The 15,477-nt window shown below is 59.5% G+C and carries 28 protein-coding genes; all 28 read right to left on the bottom strand.

Annotated features, from left to right (window positions below; all coding sequences use genetic code 11):
- Positions 1-33 precede the first annotated feature (33 nt).
- The 28 genes from rplQ to tuf all read right to left on the bottom strand — a co-directional run bounded on the left by rplQ (position 34) and on the right by tuf (position 15,477).
- Positions 34-462, bottom strand: coding sequence for a 50S ribosomal protein L17 (gene rplQ / locus VNS12_RS00665; RefSeq protein ID WP_325485909.1), 429 nt, complete (start codon positions 460-462; stop codon positions 34-36).
- A 36-nt stretch (positions 463-498) separates the two neighbouring features.
- Positions 499-1,515 carry a DNA-directed RNA polymerase subunit alpha gene (locus VNS12_RS00660; RefSeq protein ID WP_325485993.1) on the bottom strand — a complete coding sequence of 339 codons (1,017 nt, stop codon included), beginning with the start codon at positions 1,513-1,515 and terminating at the stop codon, positions 499-501.
- A gap of 94 nt (positions 1,516-1,609) precedes the next feature.
- Complete coding sequence (gene rpsK, locus VNS12_RS00655; protein WP_325485908.1) at positions 1,610-2,002, bottom strand: 30S ribosomal protein S11; 393 nt, start codon at positions 2,000-2,002, stop codon at positions 1,610-1,612.
- A gap of 114 nt (positions 2,003-2,116) precedes the next feature.
- Positions 2,117-2,485 (bottom strand): 30S ribosomal protein S13, encoded by a 369-nt coding sequence (gene rpsM, locus VNS12_RS00650; RefSeq protein WP_325485907.1) that lies wholly within the window; start codon positions 2,483-2,485, stop codon positions 2,117-2,119.
- 178 nt (positions 2,486-2,663) lie between these two features.
- A complete protein-coding gene (locus VNS12_RS00645; RefSeq protein WP_325485906.1) occupies positions 2,664-3,236 on the bottom strand; it encodes an adenylate kinase in 573 nt (190 codons plus the stop codon).
- Entirely contained in the window at positions 3,233-4,567 is a 1,335-nt protein-coding gene (secY, locus tag VNS12_RS00640) for a preprotein translocase subunit SecY (RefSeq protein ID WP_325485905.1), read from the bottom strand. The genes VNS12_RS00645 and secY overlap by 4 nt, the downstream gene beginning before the upstream one ends.
- A gap of 184 nt (positions 4,568-4,751) precedes the next feature.
- On the bottom strand, positions 4,752-5,231 hold the full coding sequence (rplO, locus tag VNS12_RS00635; RefSeq protein ID WP_325485904.1) for a 50S ribosomal protein L15: 480 nt from the start codon (positions 5,229-5,231) through the stop codon (positions 4,752-4,754).
- Positions 5,232-5,295: 64 nt separating this feature from the next.
- Entirely contained in the window at positions 5,296-5,484 is a 189-nt protein-coding gene (gene rpmD / locus VNS12_RS00630; protein WP_325485903.1) for a 50S ribosomal protein L30, read from the bottom strand.
- Positions 5,485-5,507: 23 nt separating this feature from the next.
- Entirely contained in the window at positions 5,508-6,038 is a 531-nt protein-coding gene (gene rpsE, locus VNS12_RS00625; RefSeq protein ID WP_325485902.1) for a 30S ribosomal protein S5, read from the bottom strand.
- A 40-nt stretch (positions 6,039-6,078) separates the two neighbouring features.
- A complete protein-coding gene (rplR, locus tag VNS12_RS00620) occupies positions 6,079-6,432 on the bottom strand; it encodes a 50S ribosomal protein L18 (protein WP_325485901.1) in 354 nt (117 codons plus the stop codon).
- Positions 6,433-6,444: 12 nt separating this feature from the next.
- Positions 6,445-6,978 carry a 50S ribosomal protein L6 gene (rplF, locus tag VNS12_RS00615; protein WP_325485900.1) on the bottom strand — a complete coding sequence of 178 codons (534 nt, stop codon included), beginning with the start codon at positions 6,976-6,978 and terminating at the stop codon, positions 6,445-6,447.
- 48 nt (positions 6,979-7,026) lie between these two features.
- A complete protein-coding gene (gene rpsH / locus VNS12_RS00610) occupies positions 7,027-7,425 on the bottom strand; it encodes a 30S ribosomal protein S8 (RefSeq protein ID WP_325485899.1) in 399 nt (132 codons plus the stop codon).
- A gap of 12 nt (positions 7,426-7,437) precedes the next feature.
- Positions 7,438-7,743 (bottom strand): 30S ribosomal protein S14, encoded by a 306-nt coding sequence (rpsN, locus tag VNS12_RS00605; protein WP_325485898.1) that lies wholly within the window; start codon positions 7,741-7,743, stop codon positions 7,438-7,440.
- A gap of 36 nt (positions 7,744-7,779) precedes the next feature.
- Positions 7,780-8,334, bottom strand: a complete 555-nt coding sequence (gene rplE, locus VNS12_RS00600) for a 50S ribosomal protein L5 (RefSeq protein ID WP_325485897.1) — start codon at positions 8,332-8,334, stop codon at positions 7,780-7,782.
- A complete protein-coding gene (gene rplX / locus VNS12_RS00595) occupies positions 8,327-8,641 on the bottom strand; it encodes a 50S ribosomal protein L24 (protein ID WP_325485896.1) in 315 nt (104 codons plus the stop codon). Before rplX ends, rplE begins: the two co-directional genes overlap by 8 nt.
- Complete coding sequence (gene rplN / locus VNS12_RS00590) at positions 8,641-9,009, bottom strand: 50S ribosomal protein L14 (protein ID WP_114644921.1); 369 nt, start codon at positions 9,007-9,009, stop codon at positions 8,641-8,643. Before rplN ends, rplX begins: the two co-directional genes overlap by 1 nt.
- A gap of 75 nt (positions 9,010-9,084) precedes the next feature.
- Entirely contained in the window at positions 9,085-9,318 is a 234-nt protein-coding gene (gene rpsQ / locus VNS12_RS00585; RefSeq protein ID WP_325485895.1) for a 30S ribosomal protein S17, read from the bottom strand.
- A gap of 10 nt (positions 9,319-9,328) precedes the next feature.
- Entirely contained in the window at positions 9,329-9,526 is a 198-nt protein-coding gene (rpmC, locus tag VNS12_RS00580; RefSeq protein ID WP_325485894.1) for a 50S ribosomal protein L29, read from the bottom strand.
- Between the two features lie 14 nt (positions 9,527-9,540).
- Complete coding sequence (gene rplP, locus VNS12_RS00575; RefSeq protein WP_325485893.1) at positions 9,541-9,954, bottom strand: 50S ribosomal protein L16; 414 nt, start codon at positions 9,952-9,954, stop codon at positions 9,541-9,543.
- A 14-nt stretch (positions 9,955-9,968) separates the two neighbouring features.
- Positions 9,969-10,679: a 30S ribosomal protein S3 gene (gene rpsC / locus VNS12_RS00570; RefSeq protein WP_325485892.1), complete on the bottom strand. Its 711-nt coding sequence runs from the start codon at positions 10,677-10,679 to the stop codon at positions 9,969-9,971.
- Positions 10,679-11,059, bottom strand: a complete 381-nt coding sequence (rplV, locus tag VNS12_RS00565; protein WP_325485891.1) for a 50S ribosomal protein L22 — start codon at positions 11,057-11,059, stop codon at positions 10,679-10,681. Before rplV ends, rpsC begins: the two co-directional genes overlap by 1 nt.
- Before the next feature lie 2 nt (positions 11,060-11,061).
- Entirely contained in the window at positions 11,062-11,340 is a 279-nt protein-coding gene (rpsS, locus tag VNS12_RS00560; RefSeq protein ID WP_325485890.1) for a 30S ribosomal protein S19, read from the bottom strand.
- A gap of 3 nt (positions 11,341-11,343) precedes the next feature.
- A complete protein-coding gene (gene rplB / locus VNS12_RS00555; protein WP_325485889.1) occupies positions 11,344-12,183 on the bottom strand; it encodes a 50S ribosomal protein L2 in 840 nt (279 codons plus the stop codon).
- A 23-nt stretch (positions 12,184-12,206) separates the two neighbouring features.
- Positions 12,207-12,500 carry a 50S ribosomal protein L23 gene (locus VNS12_RS00550; RefSeq protein WP_325485888.1) on the bottom strand — a complete coding sequence of 98 codons (294 nt, stop codon included), beginning with the start codon at positions 12,498-12,500 and terminating at the stop codon, positions 12,207-12,209.
- Positions 12,497-13,117 (bottom strand): 50S ribosomal protein L4, encoded by a 621-nt coding sequence (gene rplD / locus VNS12_RS00545; protein WP_325485887.1) that lies wholly within the window; start codon positions 13,115-13,117, stop codon positions 12,497-12,499. The genes VNS12_RS00550 and rplD overlap by 4 nt, the downstream gene beginning before the upstream one ends.
- Entirely contained in the window at positions 13,117-13,818 is a 702-nt protein-coding gene (gene rplC, locus VNS12_RS00540; RefSeq protein WP_325485886.1) for a 50S ribosomal protein L3, read from the bottom strand. The genes rplD and rplC overlap by 1 nt, the downstream gene beginning before the upstream one ends.
- An 89-nt stretch (positions 13,819-13,907) precedes the next feature.
- Positions 13,908-14,216 (bottom strand): 30S ribosomal protein S10, encoded by a 309-nt coding sequence (gene rpsJ, locus VNS12_RS00535; RefSeq protein ID WP_325485885.1) that lies wholly within the window; start codon positions 14,214-14,216, stop codon positions 13,908-13,910.
- 70 nt (positions 14,217-14,286) lie between these two features.
- Positions 14,287-15,477: an elongation factor Tu gene (gene tuf / locus VNS12_RS00530; protein ID WP_325485884.1), complete on the bottom strand. Its 1,191-nt coding sequence runs from the start codon at positions 15,475-15,477 to the stop codon at positions 14,287-14,289.

Raw genomic sequence — 15,477 nt, 5'->3', positions numbered from 1 at the left:
GGAGGCCGCCTTTTTCATGTCTGTCTGAAGCGCTTATGCTGCTTCAGTTTCGCTCTCGCGGACGAAATCCGCAGTCGGGCCCGAGTCCTGCCCGCGTGCATCCACATCGCGGTCCACGAACTCGATCACACCGACCGGCGCGTTATCGCCGTGGCGGAATCCTGCTTTAAGAACACGGGTATAGCCCCCGTTGCGGTCCTTGTAGCGCGGTCCGAGAACTTCGAACAACTTCTTGGCCATGGCCTCATCGCCGATCTGGGCGATGGCCTGGCGGCGCGAGTGCAGATCACCGCGCTTGCCCAGCGTGATCAGCTTTTCCACGATCGGGCGCAGTTCCTTTGCCTTGGGCAAAGTGGTCACGATCTGCTCGTGCTTGATAAGCGCAGCGGACATGTTCTTGAACATCGCCTTGCGATGCGAAGAGGTCCGGTTCAGTTTGCGGCCGGCTTTACCGTGGCGCATGGTACTCTCCTAAGTTCCTGATATCCGAGCGGAAAATCAATAATGATCTTCGTAACGCTTGGCGAGGTCTTCAATGTTTTCAGGCGGCCAGTTGTTGACATCCATCCCAAGATGCAGACCCATCTGGGCCAGCACTTCCTTGATCTCGTTGAGCGACTTGCGCCCGAAGTTCGGCGTGCGAAGCATCTCCGCTTCCGTCTTCTGGATGAGATCGCCGATATAGACGATGTTGTCGTTCTTGAGACAGTTGGCCGAACGCACCGACAGTTCGAGTTCGTCGACCTTCTTGAGCAGCGCGGGGTTGAACGCCAGTTCCGGCGTAGCATCCTCGGCCTTTTCCTTGGTCGGCTCTTCGAAGTTCACGAACACCGACAGCTGGTCCTGAACGATCCGCGCCGCAAACGCCAGCGCATCCTCAGGCGTCACAGCGCCGTTGGTTTCGATCTGCAGGGTCAGCTTGTCAAAGTCGAGGTTCTGCCCCTCACGGGTCTTCTCGACCTTGTAAGAGACCCGCTTGACCGGCGAGAACAGCGCATCGATGGCGATATAGCCAATCGGCGCATCCTCGGGCTTGTTCCGGTCCGCCGGCACATAGCCCTTGCCGGTGTTGACGGTGAATTCGATATTGATTTCAGCGCCGTCGTCGAGATGGCAAATCACGAGGTCGGGGTTGAGGACTTCAATATCGCCGGTGGTCTTGATGTCGTTTGCCGTAACGGCACCCGGCCCCTGCTTGGAAAGCGTGAGGCGCTTGGGCCCCTCGTCTTCCATCTTGATGGCGATTTCCTTGATGTTCAGCACGAGGTCGGTTACGTCCTCGCGCACACCCGGAATCGACGAGAACTCGTGCAAGACGCCATCGATCTGGATGGCGGTAATGGCCGCACCCTGCAACGACGAGAGCAGCACACGGCGCAACGTATTGCCCAGGGTCAAGCCATAGCCGCGTTCAAGCGGCTCGGCGACCACGGAGGCGATGCGCGCGGAATCGCTGCCCGGAACGATGTCGAGCTTGGTCGGCTTAATCAGTTCCTGCCAGTTTTTCTGGATCATCACGTCCAACTTCCTTTCAAAATCGCGGCCCTGCCCGGCCGCATGCCGCAAACGGTAAACGAACCCCGACTGGCCCTGCCGGGGTTCGATTCACTTAGACGCGACGACGCTTGCGCGGACGGCAGCCATTATGCGGAATGGATGTAACGTCCCGGATGGAAGTAACAGTGAAACCTGCGGCCTGGAGAGCCCGCAGTGCAGACTCACGGCCCGAACCCGGACCGCGAACTTCGACCTCAAGGGTCTTCATGCCGTGTTCCTGCGCCTTCTTGGCAGCATCTTCAGCGGCCATCTGGGCAGCAAAGGGCGTCGACTTGCGCGAGCCCTTGAACCCCATCGTTCCGGCGGACGACCACGAAATCGTGTTGCCCTGCACGTCGGTGATGGTAACCATGGTGTTGTTGAACGAGGCGTTCACGTGTGCAACGCCAGCACTGATATTCTTGCGCTCGCGACGACGAACGCGGGTTGTTTCACTTTTAGCCATTTACTTCCTCTGGTCGATATCTAGCGCCGCCGTCATGCCAGCGGCTACACCTTGCGAAAAAGAATAGCGAATGCACCAAACGGTTTCCCGTCGCATTCGCCACCCCGCTTCCGCTTATTTCTTCTTGCCTGCAATCGGCTTTGCCGGACCCTTGCGGGTACGTGCGTTGGTATGGGTACGCTGACCGCGCACCGGCAGACCACGACGGTGACGCAGGCCACGATAGTTGCCCAGATCCATCAAACGCTTGATGTTCATGGCAACCGTACGGCGCAGATCACCCTCGACCTGATAGTCACGGTCGATGGTTTCGCGGATCTGGATCACTTCTGCGTCAGTCAGCTCATTCACGCGGCGCTCGGCCGGGATGCTGACTTTCTCGCAAATTTCCGAGGCCATTTTCGGCCCAATCCCGTGAATGTACTGCAACGCGATGATCACGCGCTTGTTCGTCGGGATATTGACGCCAGCAATACGAGCCATGCTGGATCTCCTTGATATGAGGGCACAAATGCCCTGTGTCGTTCAACAACAAGGGACCGGCATTCGATCCCCCTCTCTTTACGGAAGGAACCGAATCCAGCCCTCGAAATTTCTGAGACTGGGCGCGGTTCTAAGGGCTTACGGGCCTGGAGTCAACCATGTCCGCAAGCTCCAACCCTTAATCCTGGTGTATCGCGGCCTTGATGGCAGCGGTCACCTCTTCGATCGGTGCCATTCCATCCACCGACCTGAGCAGCCCCCGAGTGTCATAGAAACTGACCAGCGGGGCGGTTTGCTCGGTATAGACGCCGAGACGCTTGCGCAGCACCTCTTCGTTATCGTCGGACCGCGCCCCGCCGCTTTCCTTGGCACGGTTGATGATCCGCTCGACGAGAACGTCGGGATCGGCCTTGATCTCGATCACCGCATCCAGATGCAGACCCTTGCGGTCGAGCATATGGGTCAGCGCTTCGGCCTGGGCGATAGTGCGCGGAAACCCGTCGAGCACAAACCCATTAGCGCAATCGGCCTGATCCATGCGTTCGGAAATAATGCCCGAAACAATGTCGTCCGACACGAGATCTCCGCGATCGACGATCGCCTTGGCTTCGAGGCCGAGGGGCGTCTTCTGCGCAATAGCGGCCCGGAGCATGTCGCCGGTCGAAAGCTGCGGGATAGAATAGGTCTCCACCAAAATCTGCGCCTGCGTTCCTTTGCCTGCGCCCGGAGGGCCCAATAGTACCAGTCTCATCGTCTGCGTCCCCCTAGACGCGATTTCTTGACCATGCCCTCATATTGCTGCGCAATCAGATGGCTTTGAATCTGGCTGACGGTATCGAGTGTCACCGTGACCATGATCAGCAGCGACGTGCCGCCGAGGAATGCCGAAATGTTGAGCTGGCTCAGGAACACTTCAGGGATCAGGGCAACCACTGTCAGATAGATCGCGCCAACCACGGTGACGCGCGTGAGGACATAGTCGATATGCTGGGCGGTCCGTTCGCCCGGACGGATGCCCGGGATAAAGCCACCCGAGCGCTTGAGGTTATCGGCCGTCTCGGTCGGATTGAACACGATCGACGTGTAAAAGAACGAGAAGAAGATGATCATCGCCGCAAACAGCCCCAGATAGAGCGGCTGCCCGCGTCCAAGCACGGCAGAAATATACTGCAACCACACCGGCGCATCGCCCTGTGCAGAGAAGGTGGCGATCGTCGCGGGAAGCAACAGCAGCGACGAGGCGAAAATCACCGGAATAACGCCAGCCGTGTTGAGCTTGAGCGGCAGGTGGGACGTATCGCCCTGATACATCTTGTTGCCGACCTGGCGCTTTGGATACTGAATCAGAAGGCGCCGCTGGGCGCGCTCGAAGAACACGATCACCGTGATCACCACCACAGCACCGACCAGGATGCCGACCACGGCCAGCGTGGGCAATGCACCCGTGCGGCTCAACTCCAGCGTCTGGGCCAGAGTGGCGGGCAGCGAGGCGACAATACCGGCGAAAATGATCAGCGAAATGCCGTTACCCACACCGCGCGCGGTCATCTGCTCACCGATCCACATCAGGAACATCGTGCCACCGACCAGCGTGATGACGGTCGAAATGCGGAAGAACCAGCCCGGATCGGCGACGACGCCCTCGCTGGCCTCCAGCCCGATGGCAATGCCATAGGCCTGAACCGCACAGAAGACGACCGTGAGATAGCGCGTGTACTGGTTGATCTTGCGGCGACCGCTCTCCCCTTCCTTCTTCAGCGCTTCGAGGCGCGGCGACGCCGTTGTCATCACCTGGATGACGATCGAGGCCGTGATATAGGGAATGAGGTTCAGCGCAAAGATCGCCAGGCGCTCGACAGCGCCACCGGCGAACATGTTGAACAGTCCGAAAATTCCACCCTGCGCCTGCTGGAACGTCGAGGCGAACGCGTCCGGATCGATCCCCGGAATCGGAATATAGGTGCCGAGTCGATAAACGAGCAGCGCGCCAAGAGTAAATAAAATCCGCTTCTGAAGTTCCTTGGCCTTGGAGAAGGTGGAAAAACTCAGATTACGGGCCAATTGCTCGGCTGCAGACGCCATGACGGCTCCCTCTGAAGTAGCTTGTAGAGCAGGACCGGACCGCGATGGTCCGAAGAATTGTCCCTAGTACGTCTCCTCGACGGAGTCGTCATGCAAGACAATGCTCAGATATAGTCAGAGCGCGCCCTCTTGCAATCCCCACGGTACGGGATGATTGCAGGGCGCGCTCCAAAGTCGCAATCGATTATTCAGCTTCGACCGGCTTGCCGGTGACTTCGACTTTTCCGCCGACCGCTTCAACGGCGGCAATTGCGCCGGCAGAAGCGTGATCGACCTTGAAGGTCACCTTGGAGGCCTTGAACTCGCCGCCATTGATCAGACGGACACCGTCCTTGGCCCGGCGGATCACGCCAGCCGCGACGAGCGCGTTGACATCCACCACACCCTTGGCATCGAGCTTGCCGCTATCGATATAGGTCTGGATGCGATCAAGACGCACGGCATTCCACTTCTTGGCGAACGCATTATTGAAGCCACGCTTCGGCATGCGCATGTGAAGCGGCATCTGCCCGCCTTCAAAGCCATTGATGGACACGCCGGAGCGGGACTTCTGGCCCTTGACGCCGCGGCCGCCGGTCTTGCCAAGGCCCGAACCGAGGCCACGTCCGACGCGAACCTTGGTCTTATTGGCACCGGGCTTGTCAGCGATCTGATTGAGTTTCATGTGACAAATCCTTTCGGTGCATTGCGTTGACGGTTGCCCGTTCCGCAATGCTACCAGGCAAAATCTAGTTCTCGTCCACGATCCGGACCAGGTGTCCGACCTTGGAAATCATGCCACGAACCGAAGGCGTATCCTCCAGCTCACGGCGGCGATGCATCTTGTTGAGCCCAAGCCCGATAAGCGTAGCGCGCTGGTCGGCCTGACGGCGGATCGGCGAGCCGATCTGCTCTACGGTAATGGTCTTCTTAGCCATAATCATTCTCCTCGCGCGGCCTATCAGGCCTCGACGGCTGCTTCACCGCGACGGGCCTGCAGCTCGGAAACCTTCAAGCCGCGTCGGGCCGCCACCGAACGGGGGCTGTCGACATTCTTGAGAGCGTCGAACGTGGCGCGGATCATGTTGTAGGGATTTGCCGAACCCTGGCTCTTGGCCACGATATCGTTGATCCCAAGGGTCTCGAACACAGCGCGCATCGGACCACCGGCGATGATACCGGTACCGGCCGGAGCCGTACGCAGGATCACCTTGCCAGCGCCGTGGCGGCCATGAACGTCATGGTGCAGGGTACGGGCTTCGCGCAGCGGAACACGGATCATCTGACGCTTGGCCTGCTCCGTGGCCTTGCGGATGGCTTCCGGCACTTCGCGCGCCTTGCCATGGCCGAAGCCGACCCGGCCCTTCTGATCACCGACGACCACGAGCGCGGCAAAACCGAACCGCCGGCCACCCTTCACAACCTTGGCCACGCGATTGATGTGCACCAGGCGATCTACAAACTCGCTGTCGCGCTCTTGAAAGTCTCTCATCGTTACCAGCTCTTCGTAATTTCGGTTCTGGCTGAGCTTGTCAGAAGCTCAGCCCGCCCTCGCGGGCTGCATCGGCCAGGGCCTTGACCCGACCATGGAAAAGATATGCGCCGCGGTCGAAAATGACCTCGCCCACGCCGGCCTTGGTGGCACGCTCAGCGAGCACCTTGCCGATCTGGGCTGCGCCATCCTGATTGGCGCCATTTTCGATCTTGAGATCCTTTTCGAGCGAGGAAGCGGACGCAAGCGTCACGCCATTCGCATCGTCGATGATCTGCGCAGAAATATTTTTCTCCGAACGGAAGACCGACAGGCGCGGACGACCGTTGGCCCGGGCCTTCAATGCCCGGCGAACACGCATCTTGCGGCGTTCGATACCAGAAAGCTTAGCCATCTCGACCAATCCTTACTTCTTCTTGCCTTCCTTACGGACGATAACTTCGTCCGCATAACGCACACCCTTGCCCTTATAGGGCTCCGGCGGCCGGAACTCGCGAATGTTGGCCGCGACCTGGCCAACCTGCTGCTTGTCGATCCCGGTGACGATGATCTCGGTCTGCGTCGGAGATGCAAGCGTGATCCCGTCCGGAGCCTTGAAAATCACTTCATGGCTGAAACCCAGGGACAGCTTGAGGTCCGATCCCTGCATCTGGGCGCGATAGCCAACGCCGGAGATTGCGAGCTTGCGCTCGAACCCGGTGGAAACACCGACGACGATATTGTGCACAAGGGTCCGCGACATCCCCCAGGCCGCACGGGCCTCGCGACTCTCGTCGACGGGTGTGACGAGAACCCCTTCTTCGGTCATCTCGGGCTTGACCAGATCAACAAGCACGACCGAGAGTTCGCCTTTCGAACCCTTGGCAGTGACCGTCTGGCCATCCACCGTAACCGTCACGCCGCTGACCGGGGCTACCGGCTGTTTGCCAATACGCGACATTTTCTTAGCCTTTTCGTCTTCTAGTTGGTGGGGTCTCCTCTTCGCGCCTTAGAAGACGCGGCAGAGGACCTCACCGCCAACATTTTCAGCACGTGCCTGGTGATCCGCCATCACACCCTTGGGGGTGGAGAGGATCGAAACACCCAGACCATTGCCGACTACGGGAATGTTCTTGACCGACGCGTACACACGACGGCCGGGCTTGGACACCCGCTGCAATTCACGGATCACCGGCTGGCTATCCGAATACTTGAGCTCGATGCTGAACTCGGCCATGCCGGTCTCGCCGGTCACTTCCGAATAACCGCGGATGAAGCCTTCGGTCTTGAGGACCTCCAGCACGTTCGCGCGCAGGCTCGACGCAGGCGTACGAACGTTATCACGGCGACGCATCTGCGCGTTGCGGATACGAGTGAGCATATCGCCAAGCGGATCGATGATAGTCATCTTGTTTTTTCCTTACCAGCTCGACTTGACCAGGCCAGGGATCTTGCCCATCGAACCGAGTTCACGCAGCGCGACACGGCTCAACCGCAGCTTGCGATAATAGCCGCGCGGGCGACCCGACACTTCGCAGCGATTGCGAACCCGGACCGGCGACGCATTGCGGGGCAGTTCGGCCAGCTTGAGCTGAGCGGAAAAGCGCTCCTCAAAGCTGAGCGATTCGTCCCGGGTCTTCGCCTTGAGCGCGGCACGCTTCTCAGCGTACTGCTTGGCGAGCTTGGCGCGCCGCTTGTTCTTTTCGATGGAGCTAACTTTAGCCATCCAAATCTCTCTTTCGTCTCTCTTCCCGTTATCCGCTTACTGGCGGAACGGGAAATTGAACGCCTTGAGAAGCGCACGCGCTTCATCATCGGTCTGTGCAGTGGTGCAGACGATCACGTCCATGCCCCAGACCTGATCGATCTGGTCATAGTTGATCTCGGGGAACACGATGTGCTCCTTGATGCCCATGGCAAAGTTACCGCGGCCATCGAAGCTGTTGGGGTTCAGGCCCCGGAAGTCGCGAACGCGCGGCAGGGCGACGTTCACCAGGCGATCGATAAACTCGTACATACGGGCTTCGCGCAGGGTAACCTTGACCCCGAGCGGCATGCCTTCGCGCAGCTTGAAGCCTGCGATCGACGTACGGGCATGAGTGATCACGGGCTTCTGGCCGGCGATCTTCTCAAGATCGGCCTGCGCGGCCTTCACCTTCTTGGAATCCGCAACCGCTTCCCCGACGCCCATGTTGAGAACGACCTTCTCAAGCTTCGGGATCTGCATCGGGTTGGCATAGTTGAAGGTCTCGGTGAGACCGGCACGCACCACGTTGTCATAATGGGTACGCAGGCGCGGAATATAGATCTCAGCCATCGATCACTTCTCCGGAACGCTTAGCGACGCGCTTCTTCACGCCGTCTTCGATCTTGAAACCGACGCGGGTCGGCTTGTTGTCCTTGGCGTCGAGCAGCGCAATATTGCTCAGATGGATCGAAGCTTCCTTGGTGAAGATTCCGCCATCCTGGCTGGCCGTCTGCCGCTGATGGCGACGGACCAGATTGATGCCCTGAACGATCGCACGGGTCTCGGTAGGGATGACCTGGAGCACCTGCCCGGTCTTGCCCTTGTCCTTGCCAGTGAGGACGATGACCTTATCGCCCTTCTTGATTTTGGCAGCCATTACAGCACCTCCGGCGCGAGCGAAATGATCTTCATGTGATTTTTCGCGCGCAGCTCGCGAGGAACCGGGCCAAAAATACGCGTGCCGATCGGTTCCTTGTTATTGTTGATGATGACCGCCGCATTGCGGTCAAAACGGATCACGGTGCCATCGGGGCGGCGGATATCGGAAGCGGTGCGAACCACCACTGCTTTCATCACCTGGCCCTTCTTGACGCGGCCGCGCGGGATCGCGTCCTTGACCGACACCACGATGATGTCGCCAACAGACGCATACTTGCGATGCGAACCGCCCAGCACCTTGATGCACATAACACGACGGGCGCCCGAATTGTCGGCCACGTCGAGATTTGTTTGCATCTGAATCATGACTGGTTGCCTTCTTTTATCATTGGTCCGCGTCCGGCAGCCGGCACGGCACTTGATCTCTTTATTAGCTCGCGCTTACGCCTGGCTCACGAGCGTCCAGCGCTTGTTCCTTGAGATCGGAGCACATTCTTCGATCTGAACAATATCCCCAACCTTGGCCACATTGGCTTCGTCATGGGCATGATAGTTCTTGGACCGGCGAACGGTCTTCTTCAGGATCGGGTGGGTGAAGCGGCGTTCGACGCTGACCACGACCGTCTTGTCATTCTTGTCGGAGACCACAGTCCCCTGCAGGATACGCTTGGGCATGTCTGACTCCTTACTGGCCTGCCGCAGACTTCTCGGCCAGCACGGTCTTCACACGCGCAATATTGCGGCGGACCTTGCGGACCTGCGAAGTGTTCTCCAGCTGCTGGGTAGCGCGCTGGAAACGCAGGTTGAATTGTTCTTTCTTCAGGCTCACGAGCTCATCTTTGAGTTCATCAACCGTCTTGGCCCTAACGTCGCTCGGCTTCATCGCTCAAACGTCCTTTAGTCTGCAATGCGGCTGACAAACCGCGTCTTGATCGGCAACTTCATCGCCGCCAGACGCAGAGCTTCACGCGCAACTTCTTCACTTACGCCGTCGATTTCGAACATCACCCGACCGGGTTTGACGCGAGCGGCCCAGAATTCTGGAGCCCCCTTGCCCTTACCCATACGGACTTCAGTCGGCTTGGACGACACTGGCAAATCCGGGAATACCCGGATCCAGACACGGCCAGCACGCTTCATGTAGCGAGTCATCGCACGGCGTGCTGCCTCGATCTGGCGGGCGCTTATACGCTCAGGTTCCTGAGCCTTCAAGCCATATTCGCCAAAATTCAGGGTGGTGCCGCCTTTGGCGACCCCATGGATCCGGCCCTTGTGAGCCTTACGGAACTTTGTACGTTTCGGTTGCAGCATTTCTTATAGTCCTATCAGCTCGCAGCCGGACCGCGGCGACCCTGACCGCCGGAGTCGCCACCTTCGGTAGCGCGACGTTCATGAGCCATCGGATCATGCTCCATGATCTCGCCCTTGAAGATCCAGACCTTGATGCCAATGATCCCGTAGGTGGTCTCGGCTTCGGCAACACCGTAGTCAATGTCGGCACGAAGAGTGTGAAGCGGAACCCGGCCTTCGCGGTACCACTCGGTCCGTGCGATATCCGCACCGCCGAGACGGCCACCCACGTTCACCCGAATGCCCTGCGCGCCCATCCGCATTGCCGTCTGCACGGCACGCTTCATGGCCCGACGGAAGGCAACGCGGCGTTCCAGCTGCTGGGCAATGCCCTGTGCAACCAGCGTCGCATCGGTTTCCGGCTTGCGCACTTCAACGATGTTGATGTGCACTTCCGAGTTGGTGAACTTCTTGACCTTGTTGCGGATCTTCTCGATATCCGCGCCCTTCTTGCCGATCACGATGCCCGGACGAGCCGAGTGGATCGAGATGCGGCACTTGCGGTGCGGACGCTCGATAACGATCTTCGAAACGGCGGCCTGCTTGAGCTCCTGCTCCAGCATTTCGCGAATCTTGAGGTCTTCCTGCAGCAGCGAACCGTACTCACCCTTGTTGGCGTACCAACGGGAATCCCAGGTGCGGTTGATGCCGAGGCGAAGCCCGATCGGATTAACTTTCTGGCCCATCAGACGGCCTCCTCGACTTCACGGACGACAATGGTCAGGTGCGAGAACGGCTTCTCGATGCGAGCGCCACGTCCGCGAGCCCGCGGCTTGAAGCGCTTCATGACCAGTGCCTTGCCGACAAAGGCTTCCGATACCACAAGAGCATCGGTGTCCAGACCGTGGTTGTTCTCGGCGTTGGCGATGGCGCTTTCCAGCGCCTTCCTGACCGGAATGGCAATCCGCTTGCGCGAGAAAGCCAGTTCCGCGAGGGCCCGATCCACGTTCTTGCCGCGGATCTGGGCAGCGACCAGGTTCAGCTTCTGCGGACTGGTCCGCAGCATGCGAAGCACTGCTCTGGCCTCAGTATCCTTGAGCGTGCGCTCACGCTTCTGCTTGCCCATGGTTACTTCCTCCTCGCCTTCTTGTCGGCCGCGTGCCCGTAATAGGTGCGCGTGGGCGAGAACTCACCGAACTTGTGGCCGATCATGTCTTCGGTGACGCTCACCGGAACATGCTTCTGACCGTTATAGACGCCGAAGGTAAGGCCAACGAACTGCGGCAGGATCGTAGAGCGACGGCTCCAGATCTTGATCACTTCGTTGCGGCCCGATTCCCGGACCTTGTCTGCCTTCTTCAGCAGATACCCGTCGACAAACGGGCCTTTCCAGACGGAACGTGCCATAGCTTATCTGCCCTTCTTGAGGTGCCGCGAGCGAACGATGAACTTGTCCGTCGCCTTATTGGTGCGGGTGCGCTTGCCCTTGGTAGGCTTGCCCCACGGCGTAACCGGGTGACGACCACCCGAGGTCCGGCCCTCACCACCACCATGCGGGTGATCGACCGGGTTCATGGCAACGCCACGAACAGTCGGACGACGGCCCAGCCAACGCGCACGCCCGGCCTTGCCGATCGAGGTGTTGGAGTGCTCGGGGTTGGAAACCGAACCGACGGTCGCCATGCAGGTGCCGTGCACAAGGCGCTGCTCACCGGAGTTGAGGCGAAGGATCGCCCAACCCGAGTCGCGGCCAACATACTGAGCATAAGCACCCGCCGAGCGCGCCATCTGGCCGCCCTTCTTGGGCTTGAGCTCGATGTTGTGCACGATCGTGCCAACCGGCATCTTTTCGAGCGGCATCGCGTTGCCCGGCTTCACGTCGACCGAATTCATCGACGCAATCACCTTGTCCCCTGCAGCAACGCGCTGCGGCGCAAGGATGTAGGCCTGCTCACCGTCTTCGTAGTTCACCAGCGCAATGAAGGCACTGCGGTTGGGGTCGTATTCGAGGCGCTCGATCGTGCCGACGACGTCAAACTTGTTACGCTTGAAGTCAACCAGACGATAGCGACGCTTGTGACCGCCACCACGCGAGTACACCGTGGTGCGCCCGTGATTGTTGCGACCACCGGACTTGCTCAGGCCTTCAGTCAGCTTCTTGACCGGGTTGCCCTTCCACAGATCGGAACGGTCGATACCGACAAGCTGGCGGCGCCCTGGCGAGCTCGGATTATAATGTTTCAAAGCCATTTGAACTCTTCCTTCCCGCCTTCTTACAAGCCGGTCGAGATGTCGATGGACTGGCCGTCAACAAGCGTGACGATAGCCTTTTTGACATCCTTGCGGGTGCCGAGCATGTTGCGGAACCGCTTCACCTTGCCCTTGCGCACGATCGTGTTGACCGCCTTGACCTTGACCGAGAACAGAGCCTCGACGGCTTCCTTGATCTCGGGCTTGGTCGCATCGATCGCCACGTCGAAAACGACCTGGCCGTGCTCCGAAGCCATCGTGGACTTTTCAGTCACGACCGGATTGCGGATGATGTCGTAATGCTTGAGCGCGCTCATTGGAACCGGCCCTCCAGCGCGGCGAGAGCATCCCGGGTCAGGACGAGCTTCTCACGACGCAGAATGTCGTAAACGTTGATGCCCTGGGCCGGAAGCACGTCGATCTGGGGAATATTGCGCGCTGCAAGCGCGAAATTGGTGTCCAGTTCGTTGCCGCCGATGATCAGCGCATTGTTGAAGCCGAGCTTGCCGAAAACCTCGCGCAGCGCGCTGGTCTTGGGGGCATCGGCGACCGCCTTGTCGAGGATGACCAGTTCGCCGGCTTTCGCCTTGGCGGACAGGGCATGCTTGAGGGCAAGTGCCCTCACCTTCTTGGGCAGATCGATCGCATGGCTGCGCGGGGTCGGACCGAAAGCACGGCCACCACCACGGAAGATGTTGGCGCGCCGCGAGCCGTGACGCGCACCGCCGCTGCCCTTCTGACGAACGGACTTCTTGCCCGTCAGAGCGACTTCCGCACGGTTCTTGACGTCGTGCGTGCCGGCCATGCGCTTGAGCAGCTGATACCGCACCATGCGCTGGATGAGGTCGGCGCGGGGCTCAAGACCGAAAACGGTCTCGTCGAGCGTCACCTTGCCGGCCGAAGTACCCTCAAGGGTTGTGACCTGGAGTTCCATTATGCACTTTCCCCATTTGCAGCTGCGACAGCCTTGAACGAACCGGGACGTGCAACACCTTCCGGCGCCGCCTTCTTGACGGCGTCGCGAATCTGGATCCAGCCGCCCTTGGCGCCCGGAACCGAACCCTGGACCATGATCAGCCCACGCTCAACGTCGGTCTTCACGATCTTGACGTTCTGCGTCGTAACGCGAACATCACCCATGTGACCGGCCATCTTCTTGCCCTTGAACACCTTGCCGGGGTCCTGGCTGTTACCGGTCGAACCATGCGAACGGTGCGAGATCGACACACCGTGCGAAGCCCGAAGTCCACCGAAGTTGTGGCGCTTCATCGCTCCCGCAAAACCCTTACCGATCGAAGTACCCGTGACGTCCACGAGCTGGCCTTCGATGAAGTGGTCTGCCTGAAGCTCAGCACCGACTTCGATCAGGTTGTCTTCGCTAACACGGAACTCGACGACCTTGCGCTTCGGCTCCACCTTGGCGGCGGCATATTGCCCGCGCTGGGCCTTGTTCACATTCTTGACCTTGACGGAACCGGCGCCGAGCTGCAGCGCCACGTAGCCGTCCTTTTCCTGCGTCCGCTGGCCCACCACCTGGCAACCCTGCAGCGCCAGGACGGTAACGGGAACATGAGCACCGTCATCTGTGAAGATGCGGGTCATTCCCAGCTTCTGTGCGATCAATCCAGAACGCATCGGTTGTTACCTTCTCTTTTTTACGCGTCTTTCCGGGTCATTTTTTCAAGAGGACCCACCAAAGCGAAAGACGTCGAATACGCTTTGACTTAGAGCTTGATTTCCACGTCCACGCCGGCGGCGAGGTCGAGCTTCATCAGGGCGTCGACCGTCTGCGGCGTCGGATCCACGATGTCGAGAAGGCGCTTATGCGTCCGGATCTCAAACTGCTCGCGGCTCTTCTTGTTGACGTGAGGCGACCGGTTGACGGTGTATTTGTCAATTCGCGTCGGCAGCGGAATGGGACCGCGAACCTGCGCGCCCGTGCGCTTGGCCGTGTTGACGATCTCGCGGGTCGAATTGTCGAGCACGCGATGGTCGAACGCCTTGAGCCGGATGCGAATATTCTGACCGTTCATTGTGTTCTATCCCGAAAAAAGGACCGCGGCGCGCGCTAAGGCGCACCGCACTCTCATTTGTTTTCGCGTATTATGCGACGATTTTGGACACGACGCCCGAGCCGACGGTACGACCGCCTTCGCGGATCGCGAAGCGCAGCTTTTCGTCCATCGCGATCGGAACGATCAGCTCGACGTTGATCTTAACATTGTCGCCGGGCATCACCATCTCGACACCGTCATTGAGCGTCACAACACCCGTCACGTCGGTCGTGCGGAAGTAGAACTGCGGACGGTAGTTGGTAAAGAACGGCGTGTGACGGCCACCCTCTTCCTTGGTCAGGATATAGACCTCGGCTTCGAACTTGGTGTGCGGGGTCACAGAACCCGGCTTGCACAGCACCTGGCCGCGCTCAACCTGGGTGCGATCCACACCACGCACCAGCGCACCGATGTTGTCGCCAGCTTCGCCCGAATCGAGCAGCTTGCGGAACATTTCAACGCCGGTCACCGTCGTCTTCATCGTCGGCTTGATCCCAACGATCTCGACTTCTTCACCGACCTTGATGATGCCGCGCTCGACGCGACCGGTCACAACCGTACCGCGACCCGAGATCGAGAACACGTCTTCAACCGGCATCAGGAACGGCAGGTCCTTGGGACGCTCAGGGGTCGGGATGTAGGCATCCACGGTGTCCATCAGCGCCAGAACCGCATCGCGGCCGATTTCCGGACGCTTGTCTTCAAGCGCCATCAGCGCCGAACCCTTGGTGATCGGAATGTCGTCACCGGGGTATTCGTACGAGCTCAGCAGCTCGCGCACTTCGAGCTCGACCAGCTCAAGCAGTTCCTCGTCGTCCACCTGGTCGACCTTGTTGAGGAACACCACAAGCGCCGGAATACCGACCTGGCGGCCAAGCAGGATGTGCTCGCGCGTCTGCGGCATCGGGCCGTCAGCGGCCGAAACCACAAGGATCGCGCCGTCCATCTGCGCCGCACCGGTGATCATGTTCTTCACATAGTCAGCGTGACCCGGGCAGTCCACGTGCGCATAGTGACGGTTTTCCGTCTCATATTCCACGTGCGAGGTCGAAATGGTGATCCCGCGCGCCTTCTCTTCAGGTGCACGGTCGATGTTGTCGTACGCCGTAAACGTCGCGCCACCCTTCTCGGCCAAAACCTTGGTGATCGCAGCAGTCAGGCTCGTCTTGCCGTGGTCAACGTGACCAATCGTGCCAATGTTGACGTGCGGTTTGCCGCGATTGAATTTTTCCTTGCCCAT

This window comes from Pelagibacterium sp., from assembly GCF_035555455.1.
Classification (GTDB): Bacteria; Pseudomonadota; Alphaproteobacteria; order Rhizobiales; family Devosiaceae; genus Pelagibacterium.
This window is presented reverse-complemented; position numbering and strand designations above follow the sequence as displayed.

Excerpts from the sequence above, each read along its gene's own strand:
- rplQ (WP_325485909.1), bottom strand. The coding sequence starts at position 462 with ATGCGCCACGGTAAAGCCGGCCGCAAACTGAACCGGACCTCTTCGCAT.
- VNS12_RS00660 (WP_325485993.1), bottom strand. The coding sequence starts at position 1,515 with ATGATCCAGAAAAACTGGCAGGAACTGATTAAGCCGACCAAGCTCGAC.
- rpsK (WP_325485908.1), bottom strand. The coding sequence starts at position 2,002 with ATGGCTAAAAGTGAAACAACCCGCGTTCGTCGTCGCGAGCGCAAGAAT.
- rpsM (WP_325485907.1), bottom strand. The coding sequence starts at position 2,485 with ATGGCTCGTATTGCTGGCGTCAATATCCCGACGAACAAGCGCGTGATC.
- VNS12_RS00645 (WP_325485906.1), bottom strand. The coding sequence starts at position 3,236 with ATGAGACTGGTACTATTGGGCCCTCCGGGCGCAGGCAAAGGAACGCAG.
- secY (WP_325485905.1), bottom strand. The coding sequence starts at position 4,567 with ATGGCGTCTGCAGCCGAGCAATTGGCCCGTAATCTGAGTTTTTCCACC.
- rplO (WP_325485904.1), bottom strand. The coding sequence starts at position 5,231 with ATGAAACTCAATCAGATCGCTGACAAGCCCGGTGCCAATAAGACCAAG.
- rpmD (WP_325485903.1), bottom strand. The coding sequence starts at position 5,484 with ATGGCTAAGAAGACCATTACCGTAGAGCAGATCGGCTCGCCGATCCGC.
- rpsE (WP_325485902.1), bottom strand. The coding sequence starts at position 6,038 with ATGAGAGACTTTCAAGAGCGCGACAGCGAGTTTGTAGATCGCCTGGTG.
- rplR (WP_325485901.1), bottom strand. The coding sequence starts at position 6,432 with ATGGCTAAGCTTTCTGGTATCGAACGCCGCAAGATGCGTGTTCGCCGG.
- rplF (WP_325485900.1), bottom strand. The coding sequence starts at position 6,978 with ATGTCGCGTATTGGCAAACAGCCGGTAGCCCCGGTCAGCGGCGTGACG.
- rpsH (WP_325485899.1), bottom strand. The coding sequence starts at position 7,425 with ATGACTATCATCGATCCGCTTGGCGATATGCTCACTCGTATCCGCAAC.
- rpsN (WP_325485898.1), bottom strand. The coding sequence starts at position 7,743 with ATGGCTAAAGTTAGCTCCATCGAAAAGAACAAGCGGCGCGCCAAGCTC.
- rplE (WP_325485897.1), bottom strand. The coding sequence starts at position 8,334 with ATGGCTGAGATCTATATTCCGCGCCTGCGTACCCATTATGACAACGTG.
- rplX (WP_325485896.1), bottom strand. The coding sequence starts at position 8,641 with ATGGCTGCCAAAATCAAGAAGGGCGATAAGGTCATCGTCCTCACTGGC.
- rplN (WP_114644921.1), bottom strand. The coding sequence starts at position 9,009 with ATGATTCAGATGCAAACAAATCTCGACGTGGCCGACAATTCGGGCGCC.
- rpsQ (WP_325485895.1), bottom strand. The coding sequence starts at position 9,318 with ATGCCCAAGCGTATCCTGCAGGGGACTGTGGTCTCCGACAAGAATGAC.
- rpmC (WP_325485894.1), bottom strand. The coding sequence starts at position 9,526 with ATGAAGCCGAGCGACGTTAGGGCCAAGACGGTTGATGAACTCAAAGAT.
- rplP (WP_325485893.1), bottom strand. The coding sequence starts at position 9,954 with ATGCTGCAACCGAAACGTACAAAGTTCCGTAAGGCTCACAAGGGCCGG.
- rpsC (WP_325485892.1), bottom strand. The coding sequence starts at position 10,679 with ATGGGCCAGAAAGTTAATCCGATCGGGCTTCGCCTCGGCATCAACCGC.
- rplV (WP_325485891.1), bottom strand. The coding sequence starts at position 11,059 with ATGGGCAAGCAGAAGCGTGAGCGCACGCTCAAGGATACTGAGGCCAGA.
- rpsS (WP_325485890.1), bottom strand. The coding sequence starts at position 11,340 with ATGGCACGTTCCGTCTGGAAAGGCCCGTTTGTCGACGGGTATCTGCTG.
- rplB (WP_325485889.1), bottom strand. The coding sequence starts at position 12,183 with ATGGCTTTGAAACATTATAATCCGAGCTCGCCAGGGCGCCGCCAGCTT.
- VNS12_RS00550 (WP_325485888.1), bottom strand. The coding sequence starts at position 12,500 with ATGAGCGCGCTCAAGCATTACGACATCATCCGCAATCCGGTCGTGACT.
- rplD (WP_325485887.1), bottom strand. The coding sequence starts at position 13,117 with ATGGAACTCCAGGTCACAACCCTTGAGGGTACTTCGGCCGGCAAGGTG.
- rplC (WP_325485886.1), bottom strand. The coding sequence starts at position 13,818 with ATGCGTTCTGGATTGATCGCACAGAAGCTGGGAATGACCCGCATCTTC.
- rpsJ (WP_325485885.1), bottom strand. The coding sequence starts at position 14,216 with ATGAACGGTCAGAATATTCGCATCCGGCTCAAGGCGTTCGACCATCGC.
- tuf (WP_325485884.1), bottom strand. The coding sequence starts at position 15,477 with ATGGGCAAGGAAAAATTCAATCGCGGCAAACCGCACGTCAACATTGGC.